This is a genomic window from Actinophytocola sp., assembly GCF_036555685.1.
Taxonomy (GTDB): domain Bacteria; phylum Actinomycetota; class Actinomycetes; order Mycobacteriales; family Pseudonocardiaceae; genus Actinophytocola.
The window spans coordinates 1-23,863 of the sequence record NZ_DATBKY010000028.1; the positions used below are offsets into that span (position 1 = coordinate 1).

A 23,863-nucleotide genomic window follows, 5' to 3' on the forward strand; every position below is an offset into this window, starting at 1 on the left:
CCGCGGTGCGGGCTGTGACCGTGCCCGCGCGCGTCGAGCCCGATGACCCTGCCGTACCTGGTGAGCCAGTGCGCGACCGGCCGCCAGGTGGTGGCGCGGCCCATGAGCCCGTGCAGCAGCAGGATCGTCGGACCGGTGCCACCGAAGGAGATCACGTCAGGTCGAGATGCCACGGGAAGTTCATATACCGTCCTGACCCGGGCAACACGGCCGGCCGACCAGGATGGTCGGGTACCGATGACGGGAGCTGTTGACGATGCACCACCGCACGGCCGTCCGCGCCGCCTGCCTCACCCTCGCCGCGGTGAGCCTGGCCGCGTGCACCTCGCGGCCGAGCGAGCCGGCGAAGCCGCCGGAGCCGACGCCGCCCGCCGAGGCGGAGCCGGGCGCGGACGGTGTCGGGGACCCGTACTACCCGGAGGACGGCAACGGCGGCTACGACGTGTCGGGCTACCACGTCTCGATCAGCTACGAACCGAAGAGCCGCAAGCTCACCGGCGACACGCAGATCACCGCGAAGGCGACCGGCGACCTCGACCGGTTCAACCTGGACCTGAACGGCCTGAAGGTCAGCGCGGTCGACGTCGGCGGCAAGGCGGCGAAGTTCTCCCGCACGGGCGAGCACGAGCTGGTGATCACGCCGGCCTCGCCGATCGCCGAGGGGACCGAGTTCACGACGCGCGTGCGGTACGGCGGCGTGCCGAAGGCGGCCGAGGAGGGCACGCTCGGCGTGAACGGCTGGCAGATCGCGACGTCGGGCGGCGCGTTCGCGGCGGGTGAGCCGCACTCGGCGACGTCCTGGTACCCGGCGAACGACACCCCGCGCGACAAGGCGACGTTCGCGCTGGACGCGCGGGTGCCGGACGGCTGGAGCGTGATCTCGAACGGCCGCGAGAAGCCGCCGACGCGTGGCTCGGACGGCTGGACGACGTACCACTGGGCGGAGCCGAACCGGATCACCACGTACCTCACGACGGTCGGCATCGACAAGTGGACGTTCGACCGCTCGAAGCTCTCCGACGGGACGCCGCTGGTGTCGGCGTACGCGCCGGGAGCCGCGGACAAGCGGGACGTCGAGTCGCGGCTGCCGGAGATCCTCGAGTTCCTGGCGTCGAAGTTCGGGCCGTACCCGCAGAGCGCGGCGGGCGGGATCTACATCAACGAGGACATCGGGTTCTCGCTGGAGACACAGGGCCGGCCGATCTACGCGTCGTGGGCGGACCTGCCGGTCGTGGTGCACGAGAACGCGCACCAGTGGTACGGCGACTCGGTGTCGGTGCAGTCGTGGGCGGACATCTGCCTGAACGAGTGCTTCGCGAGCTACGCGCAGTGGCTCTGGGACGAGGCGAAGGAGGGCGTGATCCTCGACGACCAGTACCGCCGGACGGCCGAGGGCGCGCCGGACAAGCTGTGGCACGGGAAGCTCTTCGACATGGGCGCGGGCAACGAGTTCACGCGCGTGTACGACAAGGGCCCGATGGCGCTGCACGCGCTGCGCCGGGAGATCGGGGACAAGGCGTTCAACCGGGTGCTGAAGGAGTGGCCGGCCAAGCACCGGGACGGCAACGCGTCGTGGCCGGAGTTCGAGAAGTTCGTGCAGGGCACGGCGGGCAAGGACCTGAGCGCGTTCTTCGTTGCCTGGTTCCACTCGGACACCAAGCCGGACGACAGGTTCCTCTACCCGGGCTCGCTGGCCAGGTGACTACTGTGGACGTCCACTGAGGACGGGCCGTTCGACGGGGTCCCGCGTGGCCCGCCCACGAGGCTGGCGTCCGCGGTCTCCTCGGGATCGACGCCGGCCTCCGGCCCCCGATCACCAGCCTACCGGCGGCCACCGACCGAACCGGGCCTCGCCAGGCCCTGTGGACAACGAACTCGATTGAACGGTCCATTCAATCGGGCCCGGGGCCCCCCGAATTCCACGTTGCCGGTAGGTACCGACAAAGCCGGCGCGAGTGGCTGAGGCCTGTGGACCGCTACGGCAGGATGATCTCCGAGACCAGTGCGTTGTGGTCGGTGCCCGGGACGTCGACGACCGCGTAGCTGCCGAACGCGCAGCGGTCGTCCGCGAGGATGTGGTCGATCGTCACCGGTGGGGCCCACGGCCAGTTCGACCAGGTCGCCACCAGGCCGTTGCCCGTCGACTCCGCCGCGTCCGCGTAGCCGCGGTCCACCACCGCCCGGAAGGCCGCGTGGTCGAGCGACGCGTTGAAGTCGCCCGCCAGGACCCGGACGCGCTCATCCGGGCGGGGCAGCTCACCGAGCTCCCTGCGCCACGTGGCGGCCGTGCCCGAACGCACGCCCGGCTGGATGTGCACCGCGGTCAGCTCGACGTCGTCGTTGCCCGGCAGGTCCACGACCATCGACGGCTGGGCGAGCGTCGTCTCGTCCATCAACACGATCTGCCGCAACGGCAGGCTCGACAGGACCGCCGTGCCCGAACCGCTGGTGTCCGTGTCGTACACGCGGTTCGGCAGCAGGTCCTCGAGCCCCTCCCTCGAAAGCGCGGCGTCCTCCTGCTGGGTCAGCTCGGGCAGCACGAGCACGTCGATCTTCTGCTCGCGGGCGATGCGGACGACCGTGTGCGCGTCGGCGCGGCCGAGATAGAGATTGAGCGACATGATCCGCAGCCGGTCGCCGTCCGCGGGTGGCTGTTCCTCCGACAGCAGGCGCGGCACGAGCAACGCGCCCAGCGCGATCGCGAGCAGCAGCACGGTGAACCCGACCACCCGCCGGCGCAGCAGCACGCACAGCAGACCGAGCACGAAACCGAACGCCGCCACGTATGGCGTCAGCGCCATCGCGGCGACGAGCACCTCGGCCGACTCGATGCCGGCGATCCGCAGCACCACGTACGCGACGAATGCCAGCGCCAACGTGACCAGGAAGAACCCGAGCTTGTGCCCGCCGATCCGGCGCGCAGGCGCCTCGACGTCCCACTCGGCGTCGAGTTCTTCCACCGACGCGGACCTACGCACGTCCGCGCCCGCAGTCGGAGTCCATGGGCTCCAATATGCCCGAAACCGCGCCCGAAAATGGCGAAAGCCGCATCACCACGCCGTGGTGATGCGGCTTTCGACCAGTTCGAGCTATGCGGACTCGGAGTCCTCGCCGCTCTCCCCGCCGCTCGAGGCGGCCATGTCGACCGGCGGCGCGTCCGGCACGTTGTCCGGCTTGGGCTCGCCGCGGAAGGTGAACACGGCCTTGTCGGTCGACGAGTCCGGCTCGCCGTCCCAGCCCTCGACGTCGACGATGATGATCTGGCCCGGCTGGATCTCGCCGAACAGGATCTTCTCCGACAGCTGGTCCTCGATCTCGCGCTGGATCGTGCGGCGCAGCGGCCGGGCACCCAGCACCTTGTCGAACCCGCGGGTGGCGAGCAGCTTCTTCGCCGCCGGGGTCAGCTCGAGCGCCATGTCCTTGTTCTTCAGCTGCGTCTCGACGCGGGTGATCATCAGGTCCACCATCTCGACGATCTGCTGTTCGGTGAGCTGGTGGAACACGATGATGTCGTCGATACGGTTGAGGAACTCGGGCCGGAAGTGCTTCTTCAGCTCGTCGTCGACCTTCTGCTTCATCCGGTCGTAGCTCTGCGTCGACTCGCCGGACGAGAAGCCCAGGTTCACGGCCTTGGAGATGTCCTGGGTACCGAGGTTCGAGGTGAAGATGATCACCGTGTTCTTGAAGTCCACGGTGCGGCCCTGACCGTCGGTCAGGCGGCCGTCCTCGAGCACCTGCAGGAGGGTGTTGTAGACCTCCTGGTGCGCCTTCTCGATCTCGTCGAACAGCACGACCGAGAACGGCTTGCGCCGCACTTTCTCGGTCAGCTGGCCGCCCTCCTCGTAGCCGACGTAGCCCGGAGGGGCACCGAAGAGCCGCGAGGCGGTGTACCGGTCGTGGAACTCACCCATGTCGATCTGGATGAGCGCGTCGTCCTCGCCGAACAGGAAGTTCGCGAGCGCCTTGGACAGCTCGGTCTTACCGACACCGGACGGGCCGGCGAAGATGAACGAGCCGGACGGGCGCTTCGGGTCCTTCAGGCCGGCCCGCGTACGGCGGATGGCCTGCGAGACGGCCTTGACCGCGTCCTCCTGGCCGATGATCCGCTTGTGCAGCTCCTCCTCCATGCGGAGCAGACGCGTGGTCTCCTCCTCGGTGAGCTTGAACACGGGGATCCCGGTCCAGTTGGCGAGGACCTCGGCGATCTGCTCGTCGTCGACCTCGGCCACGACGTCCAGGTCGCCGTCCTTCCACTGCTTCTCCCGCTCCGCCTTCTGGCCGAGCAGCTGCTTCTCGGAGTCACGCAGCTTGGCGGCCCGCTCGAAGTCCTGCGCGTCTATCGCGCTCTCCTTCTCGCGGCGCACGTCGGCGATCTTCTCGTCGAACTCGCGCAGGTCCGGCGGCGCGGTCATGCGACGGATCCGCATCCGGGCGCCGGCCTCGTCGATCAGGTCGATCGCCTTGTCCGGCAGGTAGCGGTCGTTGATGTACCGGTCGGCCAGGGTGGCCGCGGCGACCAGGGCCGGGTCGGTGATCGTGACCCGGTGGTGCGCCTCGTACCGGTCCCGCAGGCCCTTGAGGATCTCGATCGTGTGCTCGAGCGTCGGCTCGCCGACCTGGATCGGCTGGAAGCGGCGCTCCAGGGCGGGGTCCTTCTCGACGTACTTGCGGTACTCGTCGAGCGTGGTCGCGCCGATCGTCTGCAGCTCGCCGCGGGCCAGCATCGGCTTGAGGATCGACGCGGCGTCGATCGCGCCCTCCGCGGCACCCGCGCCGACGAGCGTGTGGATCTCGTCGATGAACAGGATGATGTCGCCGCGGGTGCGGATCTCCTTGAGCACCTTCTTGAGGCGCTCCTCGAAGTCACCGCGGTAGCGCGACCCGGCGACCAGCGAGCCGAGGTCGAGCGTGTAGAGCTGCTTGTCCTTCAGTGTCTCCGGGACCTCGCCCTTGACGACCATCTGCGCGAGGCCCTCGACGACGGCCGTCTTGCCGACGCCGGGCTCGCCGATGAGCACGGGGTTGTTCTTGGTGCGGCGGGACAGCACCTGCATGACCCGCTCGATCTCCTTGGCCCGCCCGATGACCGGGTCGAGCTTGCCCTCACGCGCCGAGGACGTGAGGTTGCGGCCGAACTGGTCGAGGACCAGCGACGACGACGGCGTGCCCTCGCCGCGGCCGCCCGTCTCGGCGGGCTCCTTGCCCTGGTAGCCCGACAGCAGCTGGAGAACCTGCTGGCGGACACGGTTGAGGTCGGCGCCGAGCTTCACGAGGACCTGGGCGGCCACGCCCTCGCCTTCCCGGATGAGGCCGAGAAGGATGTGCTCGGTGCCGATGTAGTTGTGACCGAGCTGCAGCGCCTCCCGCAGCGACAGCTCGAGGACCTTCTTGGCCCTGGGGGTGAAGGGGATGTGCCCGCTCGGCGCGTGCTGGCCCTGGCCGATGATCTCCTCGACCTGTTGCCGCACGCCTTCCAGCGCGATCCCCAACGACTCCAACGCCTTGGCGGCGACACCCTCACCCTCGTGGATCAAGCCCAGGAGGATGTGCTCGGTGCCGATGTAGTTGTGGTTGAGCATCCTGGCCTCTTCCTGGGCCAGCACAACCACCCGCCTCGCGCGGTCGGTGAACCTCTCAAACATCTGCACTCCTGACTGCTGCGCCGGCGGCCCTATGCCCCACCGAATTCTCTCCTTGCCGGTGGGTCCAGCACCGTGAAGACCACTGTAGTCGCCCAGCCCGTCGCTCTCAGTACCACTTGGGGCTAAGCGCAGTCATCTACAACGACGTAATCATCGTCTTACGGAACAACGTGCAGGGATCAGGAAGGATTCCGCTGGATCCCGGTTCGATAAGGCTGTCCGCTGTGCGCGAACAGCCCCTGTTCGCGTGGTCACACCCGGCTCGCCGGGTCGTCCGCTCCCCGCTAAGGTTAGGCACACCTCACCACTCATTGGCCGAGCGGAGGTCGCTGATGCGGACCACCGCGAGCCTACGGCTCGTGACCGGAACCCGGCGGGACGATCTCGCCGAGTCGGTCGCGCATGCTTCGTCACAGCAGGTCAGGACGTCGCTGCGAGTTGGGCTGCCAGAGATTTCTGACGACTGGGTGAACTGCGGGCGACTACTCTCCGACACCGCCGGCTTCGCGACCTGGCGTGCCGCGCTCGCCGAATGGCTGTATGAGCAGTACGGGGACGCCCCCGAACGGACGACCGCCGGCTACGTCATGACGTGGTACCTCGGGGTGCCCGGCTACCTTGCGGCGCTTCTCTTCCATCACGAGCGCCGGGTGCCGTCGTTGCGTCCTGAGCATCTCGCCTTCCACACGGCTCGACCGCGCCCCCATCCCGACTCGATCGCGGCACTAGACGACCGCTTCGTCTGCCTGCCCGACGACCCGGCGGCGCGGAGCCGGGAGGCGACCGTCGTGCCGGACGAGCAGGCGCTCGCGGCGGTGCTGCGGGGCCGGTTCACCGCGCACGCGGCGCGCTTCATCGAGGCCTTCGCGCCGACCGTCCGCTTCGGTCGCCACACCCTGTGGGCCGCGGCGACGGACGCCCTGGACGACTCGATGCTGCTGGCGGGCCGGTACGGCGGCGACGAGGGCGCGGGCGTGCTGGACGCGGAGCTGTTGCTGCCGGCCCGCCTGGGCCCGCTCACGTCGGGGTCGACGATCCGCCCGTCGGGCACGGGCTGGACCCGCCGGCGGGAGAGCTGCTGCTTCCACTACCTGCTGGCGCAGGGCAAGGGCGCGTGCTCGACGTGCCCACGACTGCTGCCGAAGTAGCTGCGCCGGCCCGGTTGTCCACAAGGGCCGAAGCTGTCCACAGAAGCGCCGTGACCACCCGTTTTGTCAGCCCTCCCCGGTAGACTGACGGTCACGAGGGGTGCCCCCGGAGAGGGCGGGGGCTACGTTTCTCGCGTTCTGCACGCGCGCGTGCGCGTGGGTTGCCGCGGTGGATCGTTCGCGTTGGTTCCGGGCTCGTGCGGTCAGTCCTCCGGGGTGCCGGCCAGGGCGTCGCCCAGTGGGGTTCTTCGGTACAGGACCGACCTGCCTGCCCGGGCCCGGTTCACGAGGCCGGCTCGGCGCAGCACCGCCAGATGATCACCGACCGCGCCCGGGGCCAGGCGCAGGCTCGCGGCCAGCTGCGTCGTGCTCGCCGGTTCGGCCAGGCTGGCCAGCAGGCGCGCCCGCGAGCGCCCCAGCAGGTCGGCCAGCGCGGACGGCGGCGGGACGTCGTCCGGGTCCAGCAGGGCCGCCGTGCCGCGGGCCGGGTAGATGAGCGCGTGCGGCCACGGCGGGTCGGTGTACACCGCCACCTGCGGCCACACGAACACCGACGGCACGAGCAGCAAGCCCCGCCCGTCCAGGTCCACCTCGCCGTCCGCACGGTGACCCACGACGATCTGGCCGTCCCGCCACGAGACCTTGCGGTGCAGGCCCTCGAGCGCCGCCGTCCAGCCGCCGCGGCTCAGCATGCCCGCCCGGTGCACGACGTCGCGCTCGCACACCGCCCGCAGCGCCGCCCAGTCCGGGCCGACCAGCTCGTGCCAGGCAGTCTCCAGGGTCTCGGCCACGACGGCGACCACGTCCGGGGCCCGCAACACGGCCCGCACGTGCGCGGACGGCGGCTCGTCGTGCCGGCACTTGGCGATCTCCGCGCGGGCGACGTCCAGCGGTGTCGCGCGGACGGCGGCGAGGTCGTCGGCCACGGTCTGGGCCATGCTCGCCGGTGGCGGCGCCACGAACGCGGCGCCGTACGTTCGCGTCTGCAGCGCCAGCACCGCGTCGAGCTCGGTCGTGGCCCGCAGCCGCCGGTACACCGGGCGCAGCCGCGCCGCCCAGTCCGCCGGCAGCCGGGCGTGGCTCAGGCCCGACAACCTGCGCAGGATGTTGTCCAGCTCGAACAGCGGCGATACCGCGAAGCGGCTGTTCAGGATGTCGTCGCGGTGGACGGTGATCCGCAGCACGACTCCGACCTTACGTCCCACGGCGAATGCTTGGTGCCGGGCGGGCGAGCCGGGAGACGCTGCGCACGTGACAGAAGCCGTCGGCCGGGCGACGTTCCGGCAGGTGCTCGCCGAGCCGGTGTTCCGCGTGCTGTTCTGGTGCCGCGCGGTCGCGGTCGGCGCGGACGTGCTGCGCACCGTGGCGCTGTCGGTACTGGTCTTCGCGCAGACCGGTTCGGCGTTCCTCGGCGCGATGACGTTCGGCATCTCGTTCCTGCCGCAGGTCATCGGCGGCGTCGTGGTCGGTGCGCTGCCCGACCTCGTGCGGCCCCGACCGCTCATCGTCACCGGCTACCTGCTCGAAGGCGCGGGCGCGGCGGTGCTGGCACTCGCCGGCCTGCCGGCGTGGGCGAGCCTGCTGCTGGTCGCCGCGATCGGCTGCCTCGGCCCGGTGTTCAACGGCACCGCCGGCAAGCTGACCGCGGACTCGCTCACCGGCGACGCGTTCGTCCTCGGAAGAAGCCTCTTCCAGCTCGTCGTCTCCGCCGCGCAGCTGGTCGGCCTCGCCGCGGGCGGGATAGCGGTCGCCGCCTTGGGCGCCGAGCACGCGCTGCTGATCACGGCCGGCTGCCACCTCGTCGCCGCGCTCGGCACGCAGCTCGGGCTGCCCAACCTGCCCGCGCCGGGCCGGGCGAAGGAGCAGTCGCTCCTGCGCCGCAGCTGGCGGGTCAACGGCGAGCTGCTGCGCGACCGGACCGTGCGCCGGCTGCTGCTCACCATGTGGCTGCCGCCCGCGTGCGTCACCGGCGCGGAGAGCCTCCTCGTGCCGTACGCGGCGGCGCGCGGGTTCTCGGACGGGGCGCCGGGCCTGCTGCTGGCGTGCGTGCCCGTGGGGATGATGCTCGGCAACTTCGTGGTCGCGCGGGTGCTCTCCCCGACGACCCGGGAGCGCGCCGTGCCGCTGCTGGTCGTCGTGCTCGGCCTGCCGCTGCTCGGGTTCGCGCTGGAGCTCGGCGTGGTGGCGCTGGGCGCGCTGCTCGTGGTGACCGGGTTCGGGTTCGGCTACGGGCTGGGCGTCCAGCGCGCGTTCCGGGACGCGGTGCCGGGCGACGTGCGCGGCCAGGCGTTCGGGCTGATGTCGACCGGGCTGATGACCTTGCAGGGAGTCGGCCCGACGGTGTTCGGGCTCGTCGCGGAGTTCGCCCCGGTGGGTACGGCGATGGCGGCGGGCGGCGTGGCGACCGTGCTGACGGCCGGCTGGATTGCGCTGGGCACGCGGGAGCGAACGTCAGTTGTCCCGGAAAGCGAAAACGCCGGTTCTCACTCGACCGCGAATCCGCGGTGAGAACCGGCGCCTTGGCGAATGGTCACGCTTGCGCGTTGTAGGCGTCGGTGACCTCCTTGGGGATTCGGCCTCGATCGGAGACGTTCATGCCCTGCTTGCGCGCCCACTCGCGAATTGCCTGGTTCTGTTCCCGATCGGCCGAGGCGGTGCGCGGCGCGCGACCCGTGCCCACGCGGAGGCCAACGCGCTTACGGCCGGCCTGGCGACGGGCGTGCTCGACGTATTCGGATAGCGCGTCTCGCAACCGCTCCGCATTGTCCTCGGATAGGTCGATCTCGTAGAACGCACCATCCAAACCGAACTCGACGGTCTCCTCAGCTTCGGAACCGTCGAGATCGTCGACCAGGGTAACCATGACCTTCTGCGCCATCTGCGCCCTCCTAGGTTTGAAACGCGAGGCCGAACGTGCGTGCGTCAGCACCCGACATAAATACTCCCACTAAGGAGGTTAACGCAAATCCTGGGTCAGGTTTAGTAGCGAAGCTGTTGCAACTTGCTCATTCTGGGCGCACGAGCGGAAAGAGGATCGTCTCCCGTATGCCGAGCCCGGTGAGTGCCATCAGCAACCGGTCGATACCCATTCCGACACCGCCACTCGGCGGCATTCCGTACTCGAGTGCCCGCAGAAAGTCCTCGTCAAGCCGCATGGCCTCGTCGTCCCCGGTGGCACGCAGGCTCGCCTGCTCGGTGAGCCGTTCCCGTTCGACGACGGCGTCGACCAACTCCGAGTAGCCGGTCGCCAGCTCGAATCCGCGAACGTACAGATCCCATTTCTCCGCCACCCCGGGGACGTCTCGGTGCTGGCGGGTCAGCGGGGAGGTCTCGACCGGGAAGTCGCGCACGAAGGTCGGCGCGTACAGGTCGTCGCCGACGAGGTGCTCGAACAGCTCTTCGACGAGCTTTCCGTGCCCGAGTTTGGGATCGACCTCCAAGCCGACCCCGGCGGCGTGCTTGCGCAGCAGGTCAACGGAGGTCTGCGGGGTGATCTCCTCGCCGAGCGCCGCGGCGACCGAGCCGTACATCGGGAGCGAGGTCCACTCGCCGGACAGGTCGTACTTCTCGCCGTCCGCGAGCGTGATTTCGAGCGTGCCGAACACCGCCTGCGCCGCTTCCTGAATCAGCTCGCGGGTGAGCACGGCCATCGAGTCGTATGTGGCGTACGCCTCGTAGAACTCGAGCATCGCGAACTCAGGTGAATGCGAGGAGTCCATCCCCTCGTTACGGAAGTTGCGATTGATCTCGAAGACCTTGTCGATTCCGCCGACCACGCACCGCTTGAGGAACAGCTCCGGCGCGATGCGCAGGTACAGATCCATGTCCATCGCGTTCGAGTGTGTGACAAACGGCCGCGCGGTGGCACCGCCGTGCATCGTCTGCAGCATCGGGGTCTCGACCTCGAGGTATCCCCGATTATTGAAACTCTCTCGCAATGCGCGCGTCACTCCGGCACGCATCCGTACGTTATCGCGCGCCTGCGGGCGCAGGATCAGATCGACATAGCGCTGCCGAATACGCGTTTCCTCGCTGAGCTCCTTGTGGGCCACCGGCAGCGGGCGCAGCGCCTTGGCCGCCATTCGCCACTCGTCCGCCAGTACGGACAGCTCACCGCGTCGCGAGGTGATTACCTCACCGCGAACGAAAACGTGATCGCCGAGGTCGACATCGCTCTTCCAGGTGGAAAGCGCTTCCGCGCCGACCTTGTGCAAGCTCAGCATCGCCTGCAGTTCGGTGCCGTCACCGGCCATGAGCGTCGCGAAACAGAGCTTGCCCGTATTGCGCATGAACATCACGCGGCCGGTGACTCCGACGACATCACCCGTCGTCGTGTCCGCGGGCAAATCCGAATAGGCGGCCCGGATCTCGGCGAGAGTGTGTGTCCTCGGGAGTTCGACCGGATACGGCTCGACGCCTTCGGCGAGCAGCCGCGCCCGCTTCTCCCGCCGGACCCGCAGCTGCTCGGGAAGGTCGTCGGCCGGGGGCTGAAGCGATTCATCGGTCACGCGAACAAGGGTACGGAGACGGTCCGGACCCGGGCGAACGGGTATCGGCGGTTACGTTGGGGGCATGGACGCCGAGGAGTTGCACGACAGGCGCGCGCGTTCGTTCGGGGCCACGGCCGCCGCCTACGCCGAGCACCGGCCCGACTATCCGGTCGACGGCGTCCGCTGGGGGCTCGCGGCCGCGACGGGTGCGGTGCGGCGGGTGCTCGATCTGGCGGCGGGGACCGGAAAGCTGACCGCGGGGCTGCTGGCGTTGGGGTGCGAGGTGACGGCCGTGGAGCCGGACGCGGAGATGCGCGCGCAGCTGTCGGCGCTGTTCCCGCAGGTGCGGACGTTGCCCGGGCGGGCGGAGTCGATCCCGCTGCCGGCGGGGTCGGTCGACGCGGTCGTCGTCGGGCAGGCGTTCCACTGGTTCGACCGGGACGCGGCGCTGGCGGAGATCGCGCGGGTGCTGCGGCCGGGCGGCGCGCTGGCCGCGTTCTGGAACCGGGAGGACGATTCGGTCGGCTGGGTCGCGGGTCTGTCCGAGGTGGCGAGCTCGAGCGTGACCCAGACGTGGACGAACGACTGGCCGACCTTCGACGGCGAGCTCTTCGAGGCGGGCGAGACGGCGGAGTTCCCGCACGCGCACCGCCGGACCGCGGACTCGCTGACGGCGACGATCGGCACGCACTCGCACACGCTCGTGGTCAGCGAGGAGGAGCGGGCGCAGGTGCTGGGGCAGGTCCGCGACTACCTGCGCTCACGTCCGGAGACCGCGGCCGGGGAGTTCGAGATGCCGCTGCGGACGTCGGTGGTGCGCGGGCGGCGCCGTTTTCGGTGACCGCTGACAGTCGTGGGGTTCATGATCGACTCGTGGACAAGTGTGGCGGTTGTGGACAGCTCAGCGGGTGTTGCGCTCGAACACGAGCCGCAGGCCGAGCAGCGTGAGGTCCGGCCGGTGGTCCACGATCGTCGCCGACTCCTCCACCACCAGCGGCGCCAGGCCACCGGTCGCGATGACCGTGACCTCCCCCGCGTGGGTCGTGCGCTCGAGCTCGTCGACGATGCGCCGGACGAGGCCGTCGACCTGGCCGGTGAAGCCGTAGATGATGCCGGACTGCAGGCACTCGACGGTGTTCTTGCCGATCACCGAACGCGGCCGGACCAGCTCGACCTTGCGCAGCGCGGCGGCGCGCGCGGCGAGCGCGTCGACCGAGATCTCGATGCCGGGCGCGAACACGCCGCCGAGGAACTCGCCCTTCGCGGAGATGACGTCGATGTTGGTCGACGTGCCGAAGTCGACGACCACGCACGCGGTCTCGTGCAGGTAGTGCGCGGCGAGCGTGTTGATCACGCGGTCGGCGCCGACCTCCTTGGGGTTGTCGACGAGCAGCGGCACGCCGGTGCGCACGCCGGGCTCGACGATGACCCGCGGGACCTCGCCGTAGTAGCGGCCCAGCATGACCCGCAGCTCGCGGAGCACGGCCGGGACGGTGGAGAGCGCGGACACCCCGGTGATCTCGTCGGCGTGCTCGCCGAGCAGGCCGCGCATGGTGAGTGCGAGCTCGTCGGCGGTCATGCGCGCGTCGGTGCGCATCCGCCAGTCCCGCACCAGCTCCTTGTCCTGGTACAGGCCGAGCGCGATGTTGGTGTTGCCGACGTCGATGGCGAGCAGCACGGGGTCAGCTCTCCGGCTGCAGCAGCGCGTCGAGCATCGCCGCGTCCGCGGTCTCGGCGGGCGGCTCGGTCCCGTCGCCCAGACCGGAGCCGGCCGGCGCGTGCGCGGGGTCGGTGCCGGTCTCGAGGATCCGGTTGTGCTCGTCGACGAACACGATCCGCGGCTGGAAGGAGGCGGCCTCGGCGGAGTCCATCTGCCCGTACGCGATGAGGATGACGATGTCGCCCGGGTGCACCAGGTGCGCGGCGGCACCGTTGATGCCGATGACGCCGCTGCCGCGCTCGCCGGCGATCACGTAGGTCTCCAGCCGCGCGCCGTTGGTGACGTCGACGATCGACACCTGCTCCCCCGCCAGCAGGTCCGCGGCGTCCATGAGCACCGGGTCGACGGTGACCGAGCCGACGTAGTGCAGGTCGGCCTGGGTGACCGTGGCCCGGTGGATCTTGGACTTGAGCATCGTGCGGAGCATCGCAGACCTTCCCCCTACCGCGGGTCGCCGAGGAACACCGGGACATTGTCGATCAAGCGCGTCGCGCCGACGCGCGCGGCCACGAGCAGCCGCGCCTCACCGGTCGCGGGCGCCGGGCCGAGGTCGCGGGCGCGCAGCTCCAGGTAGTCGACGTCGATGCCGGGTTCCTTGTCGAGCACGTCGCGCGCGGCGCGGAGCACGGCCGCCGAGCCTTCGGCGCTGACCCGGCTGCCGAAGGTCAGCGCGGCGGAGAGCGCCACGGCGGCGGCCCGCTGGTCGGCGTCGAGGTAGGCGTTGCGCGACGAGCGGGCGAGGCCGTCGGTGTCGCGCACTATCGGCACGCCGATGACCTTCACGTCGAGGTTGAGGTCGCGCACCATCCGCCGGACCAGCACGAGCTGCTGGTAGTCCTTCTCGCCGAACAGCGCGAAGTCGGGGCGGACGATGTTGAACAGCTTGGCGACGACAGTGAGCACGCCGGCGAAATGGCCGGGCCGCGACGCGCCTTCGAGCTCGTCGCCGAGCGGTCCGGGGTGGACGGTCGTGTACGCGTCGGGGAAGTACATCGCGTCTCGCTCGGGGGTGAACACGAGCTCGACGCGTTCGCGGCGGCAGATCTCGAGGTCGTCGTCGAGCGGGCGCGGGTAGCGGTCGAAGTCCTCGCCGGGGCCGAACTGCAGCGGGTTGACGAAGATCGACGTGGTCAGCACGGAGTTGGGCAGCCGCCGGGCGGTGCGCATGAGCTGGCGGTGGCCCTCGTGCAGCGCGCCCATCGTCGGCACCAGCGCGATCTTGCGGCCGGTGCCGCGCAGCGCACGGGTGATCTTGGCGACGTTGTCGAGTCCACTGTGGATGTTGAGCTCGCCGGGGATGAACTTCGGTGGCGTCATGGGCGCTCCTCACCGGGGCCGCGGTCGAGCGCGGCGGTGACGTCGGGGGCGAGATCGGGGCGCAGGAGGCCGGCCTGTTCGGCCCGGCTCGCGGTGCGGGCGGCGAGCACCCGGTACGCGGGCAGCATGTCCGGCGCGTGCTCGGCGAGGACGCGCAGGTGGGCGAGCACGGTGCCGGCGTCGCCGCGGGCGACCGGGCCGGTGAGCGCGCGGTCACCGTGGCGCAGGGCGTTGTCGAGGGCTGCCGACAGCAGCGGGCCGAGCATGCGTTCGGGTTCTTCGACGCCGGCTCGGCGGAGCAGGTCAGCGGCCTCCGCGACGAGCGTGACCAGGTGGTTCGCGCCGTGGGCGAGTGCCGTGTGGTACAGCGGGCGGGCGGCTTCCGGGACGCGGACGGGCTCGGCACCCATCTCGACGACGAGGGCCTCGCCGACGCTCCACGCGGTCTCGTCGGCGTCCGCGGCGGTGACGCCGAAGCAGCAGGCGGCGATGCGCTCGAGGTCCTCGGCGCGGCCGGTGAACGTCATGACCGGGTGCAGCGCGAGCGGCAGCGCGCCCTGCTCGACCGCGGGCGCGAGCACGCCGACGCCGTGCGCGCCGCACGTGTGCACGACGATCTGTCCCTGCCGCAGCGCGCCGGCCGCGGCGAGCCCGCGGACCATGCCGGGCAGCGCGTCGTCGGGCAGCGCGAGCAGGACCAGGTCGGCGCTGGCCACGACCTCGTCGGGCGGCAGGAGCGGAACGCCGGGCAGGAGCTCCTCGGCGCGGGCGACGGACTCCTTGGAGACACCGGAGGCGGCGACGACCGTGTGGCCGGCGCGCGCGAGGGCGGCGCCGAGCACCGCGCCGACCCGGCCCGCGGAGACCACGCCGACGGCCAGGCGCGCCGGTCGGTTCATGGCGCCTCCCTGATGTTGTCGAAAACGAGCGTAATCATCCGTGCTCGCCGCTTCGGCCGCCGGGCTCACCGCGGCTGCGGCATCGCCGCCTTGGTCGTCTCGAGCGCGTCGATCAGCCGGGCCTCGCGCTCGGGTGCGTCCGCGCCGGCGAGGCCGAGGCGCCCGGCGTGCCAGAGGAAGGCGAGCTCGGTGACGGCGGCCTGGTAGTCGCCGAGGACGCGGGCGGCCTCCTTGCCGCGGCGGCGTGCGGTGCGGACGCGCCAGGTGCGGCGGGCGGAGAGGTTGGTGAGCCGCTCGACGTCGCGTTCGGCCACCCAGCCACGGCCGACCATGACGGGCAGCGCGCGGGCGACGATCTTCTGCTCGCGGCGGCGGTGCCAGCCGACGAACATGACGCCGGCGATGAAGATCGGGACCATGACGAGGAAGTAGACGTTGAGGAAGGTCTGCGCGGTGCCGAGCGTGGCGGCCGCGTTCCACATGGCGTGCAGCGTGACGGCGGCGACGTAGCCGGCGATCGGCGCGAGGACGGTGACCGACCGGCTCGGCGAGCGGACGGAGATGCCGACGCCGACGCCGATCATCGCGGTGAAGAGCGGGTGGCAGAACGGGGCGAGGACGCCGCGCAGGATGAACGCGGTGACGACGCCGGCGGTGGACGTGTCGCCGAAGCCGTGCTCGGCGAACGCGCGGCCGAAGTAGTAGATGTTCTCGGTGAAGGCGAACCCGGCGGCGACGAAGCCCGCGTAGACGACGCCGTCGATGACGCCGTCCAGTTCGTTGCGCAGCCAGAGCAGGATGCCGAGGACGAAGGCGCCCTTGGCGGCCTCCTCGAAGAGCGGCGCGCTGACGATCGCGCTGATCGTGTCGCCCCTGCCGTGGCCGAGAAGCGCGTCGCCGACGGCCTCCGCGGTGTTGTTGATCAGCAGAGCCGTTATCGCGGCGACACTCGCGCCCCACCCGAACGCTAGCCACAGCAGGCGGGCGGGCTCGGGCTCCCACCGGTCGATCCACAGCAGCGCCGCGACGATCGACCCCACGGGCAGGAGCGCCGCGACGATCCCGACGACCTCCGCGAGCAGGCCCACGCGTGCCGTGCTGAGCGCGAGGAGGGTCAGCCCGCATCCGGCGAGCACGACGAGCCCGGCGACGGGCAGCAGCACGGTCCGGCGGCGGGGCCGGTGCCGTAGCGCGTGCCGCGGTGGCGTGGGGGCGTTGTGCACTGCGCCACCCTACGGGGTTCGTGACTTTCTTACGTCCGTTCAGTCCTTACGCCGGCGCCTGCGGCGGGGGCTCGCGGTGCCGCCGTTGGAGGCGATCAGCTCGCTGACCGAGCGGCCCGTGGCGTGCGAGCCGGAGGGGAGGTCGGCGTCGGGGCGGGCGTGGCCGCCGCTCTGCTGTTCGTAGGAGTCCTGCCAGGCCGGCTGGCCTTCGGAGCCGCGTCGCCGACCGTCAGTGCCAGGCCGCTCGCTGTGGCTGCCCCGCCCGCGGTAGCCCGATCCGTTGCCGGTGCCGTAGTCCGTGCCCGGCCGGGCGACGGGCGTCACGTAACCGGACTCGACGGACCGCCGGTCGACGGGTGTGCCGGTGGGCCCGAACCCGCCGGCCGATCCCGTGGGCCCGAAGCCGCCTGTCGAACTCGCGCCGGACGCGTCATACCCGCCGGTCAGCCGGTCGACGTCGAACCCACCGGTCGTCCCCGGTTCGCCGAAGCCGGTGGTTCCGTTCGCGCCGTATCCGGTCGGCCCGAAGTCGGCTCCGCCGGTGCCGGCCGGGGGCAGGTAGCCGGACCCGCCTGTGGTGGTCTGCTGGCCACTCGCGCTGGAGCTGATGTAGCCGGCGGGCTGGATCCGTCCGGAGGAGGAGGCGGGATCGACCGGCGGCATCCGGCTCGCCGAGGCGGTCGTGCTCGCGGGCTGCAGCCGCCCGTAGGACTGTGCGGCCGCCTGCGCCGGAGGCATGCGCCCGGCGGCCGCCGCGGCCGGACCGACCGGCTGGGACCGGTTCGCCGGCGGCATCCCACCGGACGAGGCGGCAGCCGGGTTCACGGGTTGCGACCAGCTCGCCGGACCCATACCGCCCGACGCCGCCGCGGTCGGCCCCACCGGCTGCGACCAGCTCGCCGGTCCCGCATCCGCGGAGGGCGCCGCGGTCGGGCCCACCGGCTGCGACCAGCTCGCGGGCCCCATGCCGCCCGACGACGCACTCGCACTCACCGAAGGCACGCCACCCGAAGACGCCGCCGACCAAACCGGCTGCGAACGGCTCGCGGGAGGCATGCCACCCGAGGAAGCCGCGGCGGGGTTGACAGGCTGCGAGCGGCTGGCCGGAGGCATCCCACCGGACGACGCCACAGCCGGACTCGCCGGCTGCGACCAGCTCGCCGGGCCCGTGCCCACCGGCTGCGAATGGCCGGCGGGAGGCATGCCACCCGAAGATGCCGCGGCGGGGTTGACAGGCTGCGAAAGGCTCGCCGGAGGCATCCCACCGGACGACGCCACAGCCGGACTCGCCGGCTGGGACCGGCTGGCCGGAGACATGCCACCCGAGGACGCTCCGGCGGGACCGCCCGACTGCAAGTGACTGGCCGGCGACATCCCGCCGGAGGACGCGGTGGCCGGACTCATCGACTGCGAACGGCTCGCGGGAGGCATACCGCCCGAGGAAGCTGCTGCTGGGGAACGGCCGGCGTCCGCCTGGGACATCCGGCTCGACGAGGCCGCCGGCATCCGCCCATAGGACTGCGACGCCCGACCACCCGACGCCGAAACCGACGGCCCACCGGCCGGCGCGCCGGACATGCCACCCGAGGGCGCCGCCGGCATCCGGCCATACGACTGCGACGCCCCACTCTGTCCCGCAGCCGACGACCCACCAGCCTGCGCCGCGGACATGCGGCCGGCGGAGGCAGCGGCCGGGTTCGCCGGTTTAGCGCGTCCGCGGGACTCCGCCGCCCGGCTCCCGACGGACGCCGCTGCCGGATTCGCCGGGGGCATCCGGCCCGAGGAGGCGGCAGCCGGGGTCGATGCGCCGGACCGCGGGTCGACGTAGCCGGACGACTGGGACCGGCCGTTCGACGCCGCCGAGTGGCCGTTGGCCGACCGGCCGTTCGTGGCGTGGCCGTTCGTGGAACGGCTGTGGCCGTTCGCCCGGGCACCGTTCGAAGTGGACTCCCACGACGGGCGCCAGTCGGACTCGTCGCCGGACTCGAGGGCGCCCGGCACGAACCAGCGGTCCGAGACCTCCGCCGGATGCTCCGGGTGGAGCTGCTGAAAGCGCTCCTTCGCCTGCGCGGCCGACCGGTCGTTGCGCCGCGGCGGCGGGCCGGACGCACCGGGGACCTGATCGATGAGATCCGTGTCCGCCTCGTTTGCCACCATCGGGACGACGTTGCCGTCCTTGCGCTGGGCGGCCGGCAGGCGCTTGAGCTGGTCCCGGCTCATCGGGTCGCGCTCGGGCAGGGAACGCATGCGCGTCGACTCGGCGCGCAGGGCGTACCGCTCGACGAGGAACTCCCCGCCCAGCAATGTCTGCAGGGTCTGGCGCAGATTGTGCAGCTCCGAACGCAGCGCCAGGATGTCCTCTCTGGACTCTTCTTCGGCCTTGCGGCGCGCCTCGGCCTCGACCTCGAGCTCGAACTCGCGGCGGGCCGCCACCTCGCGCTCGAGCTCGAACTCGTAGCGCTCCTGCCGCTCGGCGGCCTCGTCCTCGCGCTCGGCGACCTGCCGCCGGTACCGCGCCGCGAGGAACGCACCGGCGAGCGCCGCCCACAGACCCGCGACGATGCCCAGCCGCATCAGCTTGAGGTCGTCACTCAATACGAGTACCCCGGTCGCCACCACGGCGAGCACGACGGCTCCGATGAGTAACGCTCTGCCGCCAAACGAGCCGGGCTCGGGCTCATCAATAGAGTCACGGCGGCCGTTCATGGCACACACCGTACCGGGCTGTTACCACTATGAAACCAAGCCGAGGTCGATCTTTTTCTCACCCGGTGGCGTCTGAGCGATATTCCGGCGGTTGATTGTCCTGGTCGCGCGGGGTCCGGCAGCACCATTCGAGGTACAGCGCGGCGGCGATGAGGGCTGCCGCACAGGCCAACCCGATCACCGCGCTGGGGACATCGTCGGCCGCGGCGGTCACCTCGGCCCGGCGTGGGAGGAGGTAGCCGAGGATGCCGAGCCAGGCGCCCAGCATGATCGCACCGAGTAACGAAGAGGCCTTCGCGAGCGCGACCGCGCGGGCCGCGGTGAGGGGCTGGACGGGGCGGCCACCTTCGGGTTTGCGGATTCGTGCGCGCAGCGAGGCACCGAGCGCGGCTTCGATCACGGCGAGCACGAGGAGTGTCACGCCGGCGAACGTGGGCAGGGGCGGCAGGTCGCCGTAGGCCACCTGCATGAGCAGGAATACGGTCCCGGCGGCCAGGAGGCCGGCCGCGACGAGGTCGCGGGCCCGGGTGAAGTGCATGTGCCCACCGTACCGGCGACACTTGACTCTCCAGCTACTGGAAGGTTGAGCATGGCGGCCATGGGCGACAGCGGGGTGTTCTCGATCGGCGAGCTTGCCCGCCGAACGGGTCTGACCACCCGGACGATCCGGTTCTACTCCGATGAGGGGCTGCTGCCGCCTGCCGATCGCACGTACGCCGGGTACCGGCTCTATGACGCGGCGTCACTGGCCCGGCTCGAGCTCCTGCGCACACTGCGGGAGCTGGGGCTGGGCCTGACCGACGCGGCCGACGCGCTGGCCGGCCGGTCGAACGTCGCGGAGCTCGCGCGGCGGCACGTGGAGCTGCTCGACGAGCAGATCCGGGTGCTGCGGCTGCGGCGGGCGGTGCTGCGCGCGGTCGCCAAGAACGACTCCGAGCTGGACGAGGTGAGACTGATGAAGGACCTGGCGGCGATGTCCGACGAAGAACGGAAGCGCCTGATCGACGAGTTCTGGGACGAGGTCATGGGCGGGTTGAACATCCACCCGGACTTCGACGCGCGCATGCGGTCGGCGAAGCCGGAGCTGCCCGACGACCCGACACCGGACCAGCTGCAGGCGTGGATCGAGCTGGCGGAGCTGGTGCAGGACAAGGACTTCCGCGCGCGGATCCGGCGCATGGGCGAGGTCCAGTCGGCCGCGCGGGACGCGGGTGAGATGCAGGACCAGCCGCCCGCGGTGGCGGAGGAGCAGTGGCTGAAGTGGACGTCGGCGGCCGCGGACGCGATGGCGGCCGGACACGCGCCGTCGTCGCCGCCGGGACGCGAACTGGCACTGTCCATTGCGGAGTCGATGGGCAAGTCCCCGGCGGAGGCGGCCGCCCAGATCGAGAGCGGCACGGACGCGAGGGCGGAGCGCTACTGGCAACTCATGGCGACCATCAATGGCTGGCCGCAGTGGCCGAGCCAGGTGCCACGAGCGGAGTGGATCATCGCCGCGCTGCGCGCAGCAGGCTGACAGACGTCGGTCGTGGCCCGGCCACACCGCCAGGCCGCACCTCGGGCTTCCGATGCGTACATAGTGGACACTTGTCCGATCGGCGAGGCTGCCGAGGCCCTCGACCACTCGATCCCATGCCCGGGTGCGGTCCCGCCGTGGTCCGCTCTGGACACCCGCGGCAGGCAGCCAACGCGGACTCGATTGACGCCCCCCGGGCAGGGGCCCACCCACCCGGGGTTGGTCCCCCCGACTTGACGTTACCCCGTTTGGCGGACATTTCCCGGAGTTTGCTGCTCGGCTGTGGATAGGTCCGGCGGTTGTGGACAACTGCCGGGGATGGGTCCGCCGGGATGGTGGCGCTGGGGCGATCCACGGAGCATCAGTGGGTCAGGGTCAGGTCCTCGCGGAGGTGGACGTCTCTTTTGGACTCTTCGGGGAGTGCGTCGAGGAGTTCGCGGATCGGGCCGTGGTTGGGGAGGACGGCTTCCGGGTCGATCGCCAGCCACGGGATCAGGACCGTGGCTCGGTCGGGGGTACCGGGGTGTGGGAGCAGCAGGTCCGGGTGATCACTCGTCACACCGTCCACTGTGACCACGTCCACGTCCAGCGTGCGGGGCCCCCAGCGCTGGTCACGGACTCGCTCCGCCTTGGACTCCAGGACCTGACCGCGGCGCAGCCACGCCCACGCGTCGGCGGACGGGTCGTCGACCACGAGGATCGCGTTCAAGAAGTCCGGCTGGTCCTCGACGCCCCAGGCCTTCGTCTCGTACACGGGTGAGGTGGCGACCAGTACGTCCGCGAAGCCGGCCACCGCGAGCCGCAGGTAGCCGAGCCGGTCCCCCAGATTGGAGCCGATCGACAGGACCGCGCGGGTCATCCCCGGCTCTTGCGGGAGCGGCGGACGGTCACCGCGACGTCGGCGAAGTCCAGGGGGATCGGGGCGTTCGGCTTGTGGATCGTCACCTCTACCGCATGCGGGCGCGGGTCACGCATGACCTCGTCCGCGATCTCGGCGCCCACCGACTCGATCAGGTTCCGCGGCTTGCCACCGACGATCTTCGCCGCGCGTTCGGCCAGGGCGCCGTAGTTCAGGGTGTCGTCTAGCTCGTCGGTCGCCGCCGCGTGGTTCAGGTCCACCCACACCGTGAGGTCCACGACGAACTCCTGCCCGTCGCGTTTCTCGTGGTCGAACACCCCGTGGTGGCCGAAGACCCGCAGGCCCGTCAGCGTGATCCGGTCAGTCATCCGCACAGTCCTCCGACATCGCGACGGCCACCGCGACCGCGTCCAGCGACCGGGTCACGTCGTGCACCCGGACCCCCCACGCGCCGGCGACCGCCACCAGCGCCGTGATCGCCGCCGTCGCCTCCTCCCGGCCGTCCGGCGGGCGGGGTGTGCCCTCCTTGGACGCCAGCAACGTCCCCAGGAAACGTTTGCGCGACGCGCCGACCAGCACCGGGAAACCCAGCTCCCGCAACACGTCCAGCCGCCGCAGCAGCGCCCAGTTGTGCACGCCCCGCTTGGCGAACCCCAACCCGGGGTCCAGCACGAGCGCCGACGGGTCCACGCCCGCCGACACCGCCGCGTCGACCCGGGCGCGGAGCTCGTCGCGCACGTCGGTGACGACGTCGTCATAGGTGGCCAGCGAGTCCATGTCCCGGCTGTGCCCCCGCCAGTGCATGAGGATCCACGGCACGTCCGCCTCCGCGACGAACCGCGCCATCCCCGGGTCCGCCTGCCCGCCGGACACGTCGTTGACCACCCGCGCGCCCGCGTCGAGCGCCGCCTCGGCAACCCGCGTGCGCGTCGTGTCCACGCTGACCGCGACGCCCGCCGCGGCCAGCCCGGCGATCACCGGTCGCACGCGGGCGATCTCGGTCTCCGCGTCCACCCGCTCGGCGCCCGGCCGGGTCGACTCGCCGCCGACGTCGACCAGGTCCGCACCCGCCTCCCACAGCGCCACGCCGTGCGCGAGCGCGTCGTCGAACGAGAGGTAGCGGCCGCCGTCTGAGAAGGAGTCCGGGGTCACGTTCAGCACGCCCATCACCACGCAGCGACCGGGCTGCGGCAGCGCCGGGTGCGGCGTCCTCACCGAAGCCGCCCGCGGATCAGCTCGAGCGCCTCCGCCCGCGACGACGGCTGGGAGCGCAGCAGCCCGCGCACCGCCGACGTGGTGGTGCGCGCGCCGGGCTTTCGGATGCCGCGCATCGCCATACACAGGTGCTCGGCCTCGACCACGACGATCACGCCACGCGGTTCGAGCTTGCGCACCAGCGCGTCCGCGATCTGCGAGGTCAGCCGCTCCTGCACCTGCGGGCGCTTCGCGTACAGGTCGACCAGCCGCGCGATCTTCGAAAGCCCGGTGACCTTGCCCTGCTTGTTCGGGATGTAGCCGACGTGCGTGACGCCATGGAACGGCACCAGGTGGTGTTCGCAGTTGTGGGTCAGGTGGCCCTCGACGAGGAACGTCGGGTGCGGGTCGCAGTTGAAGCTGTAGACGGTGAACGGCGCGGAGGCGGGCGCCTCGATCGGGCGCACCGCCGACACCGGCGTCCACCGCGACTCGATCAGCTCGGTGTGGTGCGCCTCCTGCGCGAACCCGTGCCGGCGCCACCAGCCCGTGCCGTCCTCGCGGCTCTGCGGCCGCCGGCGGGTCGGGATCGCGTACGACAGCGACCGCGACCCGAGGCGGTTCGGCTCGGTCCACTCGATCGCCTTGCCGGCCACCGAGCCGGCCTCGGCCCAGCCGTCCGGTGTCGCGAGCGGATGGTCGGGCGTGACGACGAAGCTGCCGGACGCCGTGACCACCTCGACCAGCTGGCGGGCCGACCGCGCGGTGACGCGCAGGACCGTCGTCGGCTCGACGCGGCCCTCGGCGAGCGTCCAGAGCTGGTCGCCGGGCCGCACGTCCTCGGCGGCACGCGGGCCGCTGATCACGTTCACCGGCTGGCGCCCCGGCACGCACGTCGAGTACGTCGGGATGTCGGTGACCAGCACCAGCTCGTCGTGGCACTCGTCGAACGTCTTGTCCAGCACCGAGTCCGGGTCGGTGTAGAGCCCCCCGAACATCTCCAGGTACGCACGCGCGACCCGGGCCGGCGTGTCCTGCAGGCCCTGCCGGTCGGGGTCCTCGCCGCACGCCAGCAGCAGCTCGCGGACCGCCTTCTCGGCGCGGGCCTGGTCGAACATGGGCAGCGGCCCGTCGCTGGTGTACAGCGGG

General features: G+C 71.3%; 22 protein-coding genes and 3 pseudogenes. 6 read left to right on the plus strand and 19 right to left on the minus strand.

Annotated features, from left to right (window positions below; genetic code table 11):
• Positions 1-173, minus strand: a 173-nt coding sequence (locus tag VH969_RS02965) for an alpha/beta fold hydrolase (protein ID WP_414638420.1), incomplete at its 3' end; no start/stop codon positions are given.
• A gap of 83 nt (positions 174-256) precedes the next feature.
• Between VH969_RS02965 and VH969_RS02970 the strand changes: the two genes are divergently transcribed.
• Complete coding sequence (locus tag VH969_RS02970; protein ID WP_331969930.1) at positions 257-1,702, plus strand: M1 family metallopeptidase; 1,446 nt, start codon at positions 257-259, stop codon at positions 1,700-1,702.
• 274 nt (positions 1,703-1,976) lie between these two features.
• On the opposite strand, the gene VH969_RS02975 is transcribed toward VH969_RS02970, so the two are convergent.
• Together VH969_RS02975 and VH969_RS02980 are read right to left on the minus strand one after the other, a co-directional pair.
• Positions 1,977-2,960, minus strand: coding sequence for an endonuclease/exonuclease/phosphatase family protein (locus VH969_RS02975; RefSeq protein ID WP_331969933.1), 984 nt, complete (start codon positions 2,958-2,960; stop codon positions 1,977-1,979).
• Positions 2,961-3,089: 129 nt separating this feature from the next.
• Complete coding sequence (locus VH969_RS02980; RefSeq protein ID WP_331969936.1) at positions 3,090-5,642, minus strand: ATP-dependent Clp protease ATP-binding subunit; 2,553 nt, start codon at positions 5,640-5,642, stop codon at positions 3,090-3,092.
• A gap of 332 nt (positions 5,643-5,974) precedes the next feature.
• Between VH969_RS02980 and VH969_RS02985 the strand changes: the two genes are divergently transcribed.
• Positions 5,975-6,790, plus strand: a complete 816-nt coding sequence (locus VH969_RS02985) for a (2Fe-2S)-binding protein (RefSeq protein ID WP_414638418.1) — start codon at positions 5,975-5,977, stop codon at positions 6,788-6,790.
• Between the two features lie 203 nt (positions 6,791-6,993).
• Here VH969_RS02985 and VH969_RS02990 read toward each other — a convergent pair whose 3' ends face one another.
• Positions 6,994-7,995, minus strand: a complete 1,002-nt coding sequence (locus tag VH969_RS02990) for an ArsR/SmtB family transcription factor (RefSeq protein WP_331969942.1) — start codon at positions 7,993-7,995, stop codon at positions 6,994-6,996.
• Between the two features lie 46 nt (positions 7,996-8,041).
• Here VH969_RS02990 and VH969_RS02995 point away from each other — a divergent pair, with 46 nt between their 5' ends.
• Complete coding sequence (locus VH969_RS02995; protein ID WP_331969945.1) at positions 8,042-9,298, plus strand: MFS transporter; 1,257 nt, start codon at positions 8,042-8,044, stop codon at positions 9,296-9,298.
• A gap of 22 nt (positions 9,299-9,320) precedes the next feature.
• On the opposite strand, the gene VH969_RS03000 is transcribed toward VH969_RS02995, so the two are convergent.
• Together VH969_RS03000 and lysS are read right to left on the minus strand one after the other, a co-directional pair.
• On the minus strand, positions 9,321-9,668 hold the full coding sequence (locus tag VH969_RS03000; RefSeq protein WP_331969948.1) for a histone-like nucleoid-structuring protein Lsr2: 348 nt from the start codon (positions 9,666-9,668) through the stop codon (positions 9,321-9,323).
• A gap of 127 nt (positions 9,669-9,795) precedes the next feature.
• A complete protein-coding gene (lysS, locus tag VH969_RS03005) occupies positions 9,796-11,298 on the minus strand; it encodes a lysine--tRNA ligase (protein ID WP_331969951.1) in 1,503 nt (500 codons plus the stop codon).
• Positions 11,299-11,362: 64 nt separating this feature from the next.
• Between lysS and VH969_RS03010 the strand changes: the two genes are divergently transcribed.
• The gene (locus VH969_RS03010) at positions 11,363-12,121 is read left to right on the plus strand and encodes a class I SAM-dependent methyltransferase (protein WP_331969954.1); all 759 of its coding nucleotides are present in this window, start codon (positions 11,363-11,365) and stop codon (positions 12,119-12,121) included.
• A 60-nt stretch (positions 12,122-12,181) separates the two neighbouring features.
• On the opposite strand, the gene VH969_RS03015 is transcribed toward VH969_RS03010, so the two are convergent.
• The 6 genes from VH969_RS03015 to VH969_RS03040 all read right to left on the minus strand — a co-directional run bounded on the left by VH969_RS03015 (position 12,182) and on the right by VH969_RS03040 (position 17,177).
• Entirely contained in the window at positions 12,182-12,958 is a 777-nt protein-coding gene (locus VH969_RS03015; RefSeq protein WP_331969957.1) for a type III pantothenate kinase, read from the minus strand.
• Positions 12,959-12,962: 4 nt separating this feature from the next.
• Complete coding sequence (panD, locus tag VH969_RS03020) at positions 12,963-13,427, minus strand: aspartate 1-decarboxylase (protein WP_331969960.1); 465 nt, start codon at positions 13,425-13,427, stop codon at positions 12,963-12,965.
• Between the two features lie 14 nt (positions 13,428-13,441).
• Positions 13,442-14,317, minus strand: coding sequence for a pantoate--beta-alanine ligase (panC, locus tag VH969_RS03025; protein WP_331969963.1), 876 nt, complete (start codon positions 14,315-14,317; stop codon positions 13,442-13,444).
• Positions 14,314-15,216, minus strand: a complete 903-nt coding sequence (locus VH969_RS03030; protein WP_331969966.1) for a Rossmann-like and DUF2520 domain-containing protein — start codon at positions 15,214-15,216, stop codon at positions 14,314-14,316. The genes panC and VH969_RS03030 overlap by 4 nt, the downstream gene beginning before the upstream one ends.
• Before the next feature lie 65 nt (positions 15,217-15,281).
• Positions 15,282-16,439 carry a PrsW family intramembrane metalloprotease gene (locus VH969_RS03035; RefSeq protein WP_331969969.1) on the minus strand — a complete coding sequence of 386 codons (1,158 nt, stop codon included), beginning with the start codon at positions 16,437-16,439 and terminating at the stop codon, positions 15,282-15,284.
• A gap of 39 nt (positions 16,440-16,478) precedes the next feature.
• Complete coding sequence (locus VH969_RS03040; RefSeq protein WP_331969972.1) at positions 16,479-17,177, minus strand: hypothetical protein; 699 nt, start codon at positions 17,175-17,177, stop codon at positions 16,479-16,481.
• Between VH969_RS03040 and VH969_RS03045 the strand changes: the two genes are divergently transcribed.
• Positions 17,176-17,799: a hypothetical protein gene (locus VH969_RS03045; protein WP_331969975.1), complete on the plus strand. Its 624-nt coding sequence runs from the start codon at positions 17,176-17,178 to the stop codon at positions 17,797-17,799. The two genes, VH969_RS03040 and VH969_RS03045, sit on opposite strands and share 2 nt — an antisense overlap.
• 947 nt (positions 17,800-18,746) lie before the next feature.
• Here the strand turns inward: VH969_RS03045 and VH969_RS34445 are convergent.
• Positions 18,747-19,145, minus strand: a pseudogene (locus tag VH969_RS34445) (DUF6779 domain-containing protein); the annotation flags it as partial.
• Between the two features lie 58 nt (positions 19,146-19,203).
• Complete coding sequence (locus VH969_RS03055; protein ID WP_331969981.1) at positions 19,204-19,683, minus strand: DUF3180 domain-containing protein; 480 nt, start codon at positions 19,681-19,683, stop codon at positions 19,204-19,206.
• A 60-nt stretch (positions 19,684-19,743) separates the two neighbouring features.
• Here VH969_RS03055 and VH969_RS03060 point away from each other — a divergent pair, with 60 nt between their 5' ends.
• Positions 19,744-20,661 carry a MerR family transcriptional regulator gene (locus VH969_RS03060; protein ID WP_331969984.1) on the plus strand — a complete coding sequence of 306 codons (918 nt, stop codon included), beginning with the start codon at positions 19,744-19,746 and terminating at the stop codon, positions 20,659-20,661.
• Positions 20,662-21,022: 361 nt separating this feature from the next.
• On the opposite strand, the gene folK is transcribed toward VH969_RS03060, so the two are convergent.
• The 5 genes and pseudogenes from folK to VH969_RS03085 all read right to left on the minus strand — a co-directional run.
• Positions 21,023-21,520: a 2-amino-4-hydroxy-6-hydroxymethyldihydropteridine diphosphokinase gene (gene folK / locus VH969_RS03065; RefSeq protein ID WP_331969987.1), complete on the minus strand. Its 498-nt coding sequence runs from the start codon at positions 21,518-21,520 to the stop codon at positions 21,023-21,025.
• Positions 21,517-21,888 (minus strand): dihydroneopterin aldolase, encoded by a 372-nt coding sequence (gene folB, locus VH969_RS03070; protein WP_331969990.1) that lies wholly within the window; start codon positions 21,886-21,888, stop codon positions 21,517-21,519. Before folB ends, folK begins: the two co-directional genes overlap by 4 nt.
• A complete protein-coding gene (folP, locus tag VH969_RS03075) occupies positions 21,881-22,687 on the minus strand; it encodes a dihydropteroate synthase (RefSeq protein WP_331970034.1) in 807 nt (268 codons plus the stop codon). Before folP ends, folB begins: the two co-directional genes overlap by 8 nt.
• A gap of 44 nt (positions 22,688-22,731) precedes the next feature.
• Positions 22,732-23,079: pseudogene (gene folE, locus VH969_RS03080) on the minus strand (GTP cyclohydrolase I); the annotation flags it as partial.
• A gap of 525 nt (positions 23,080-23,604) precedes the next feature.
• Positions 23,605-23,832: pseudogene (locus VH969_RS03085) on the minus strand (GTP cyclohydrolase I); the annotation flags it as partial.
• Between the last annotated feature and the right edge of the window lie 31 nt (positions 23,833-23,863).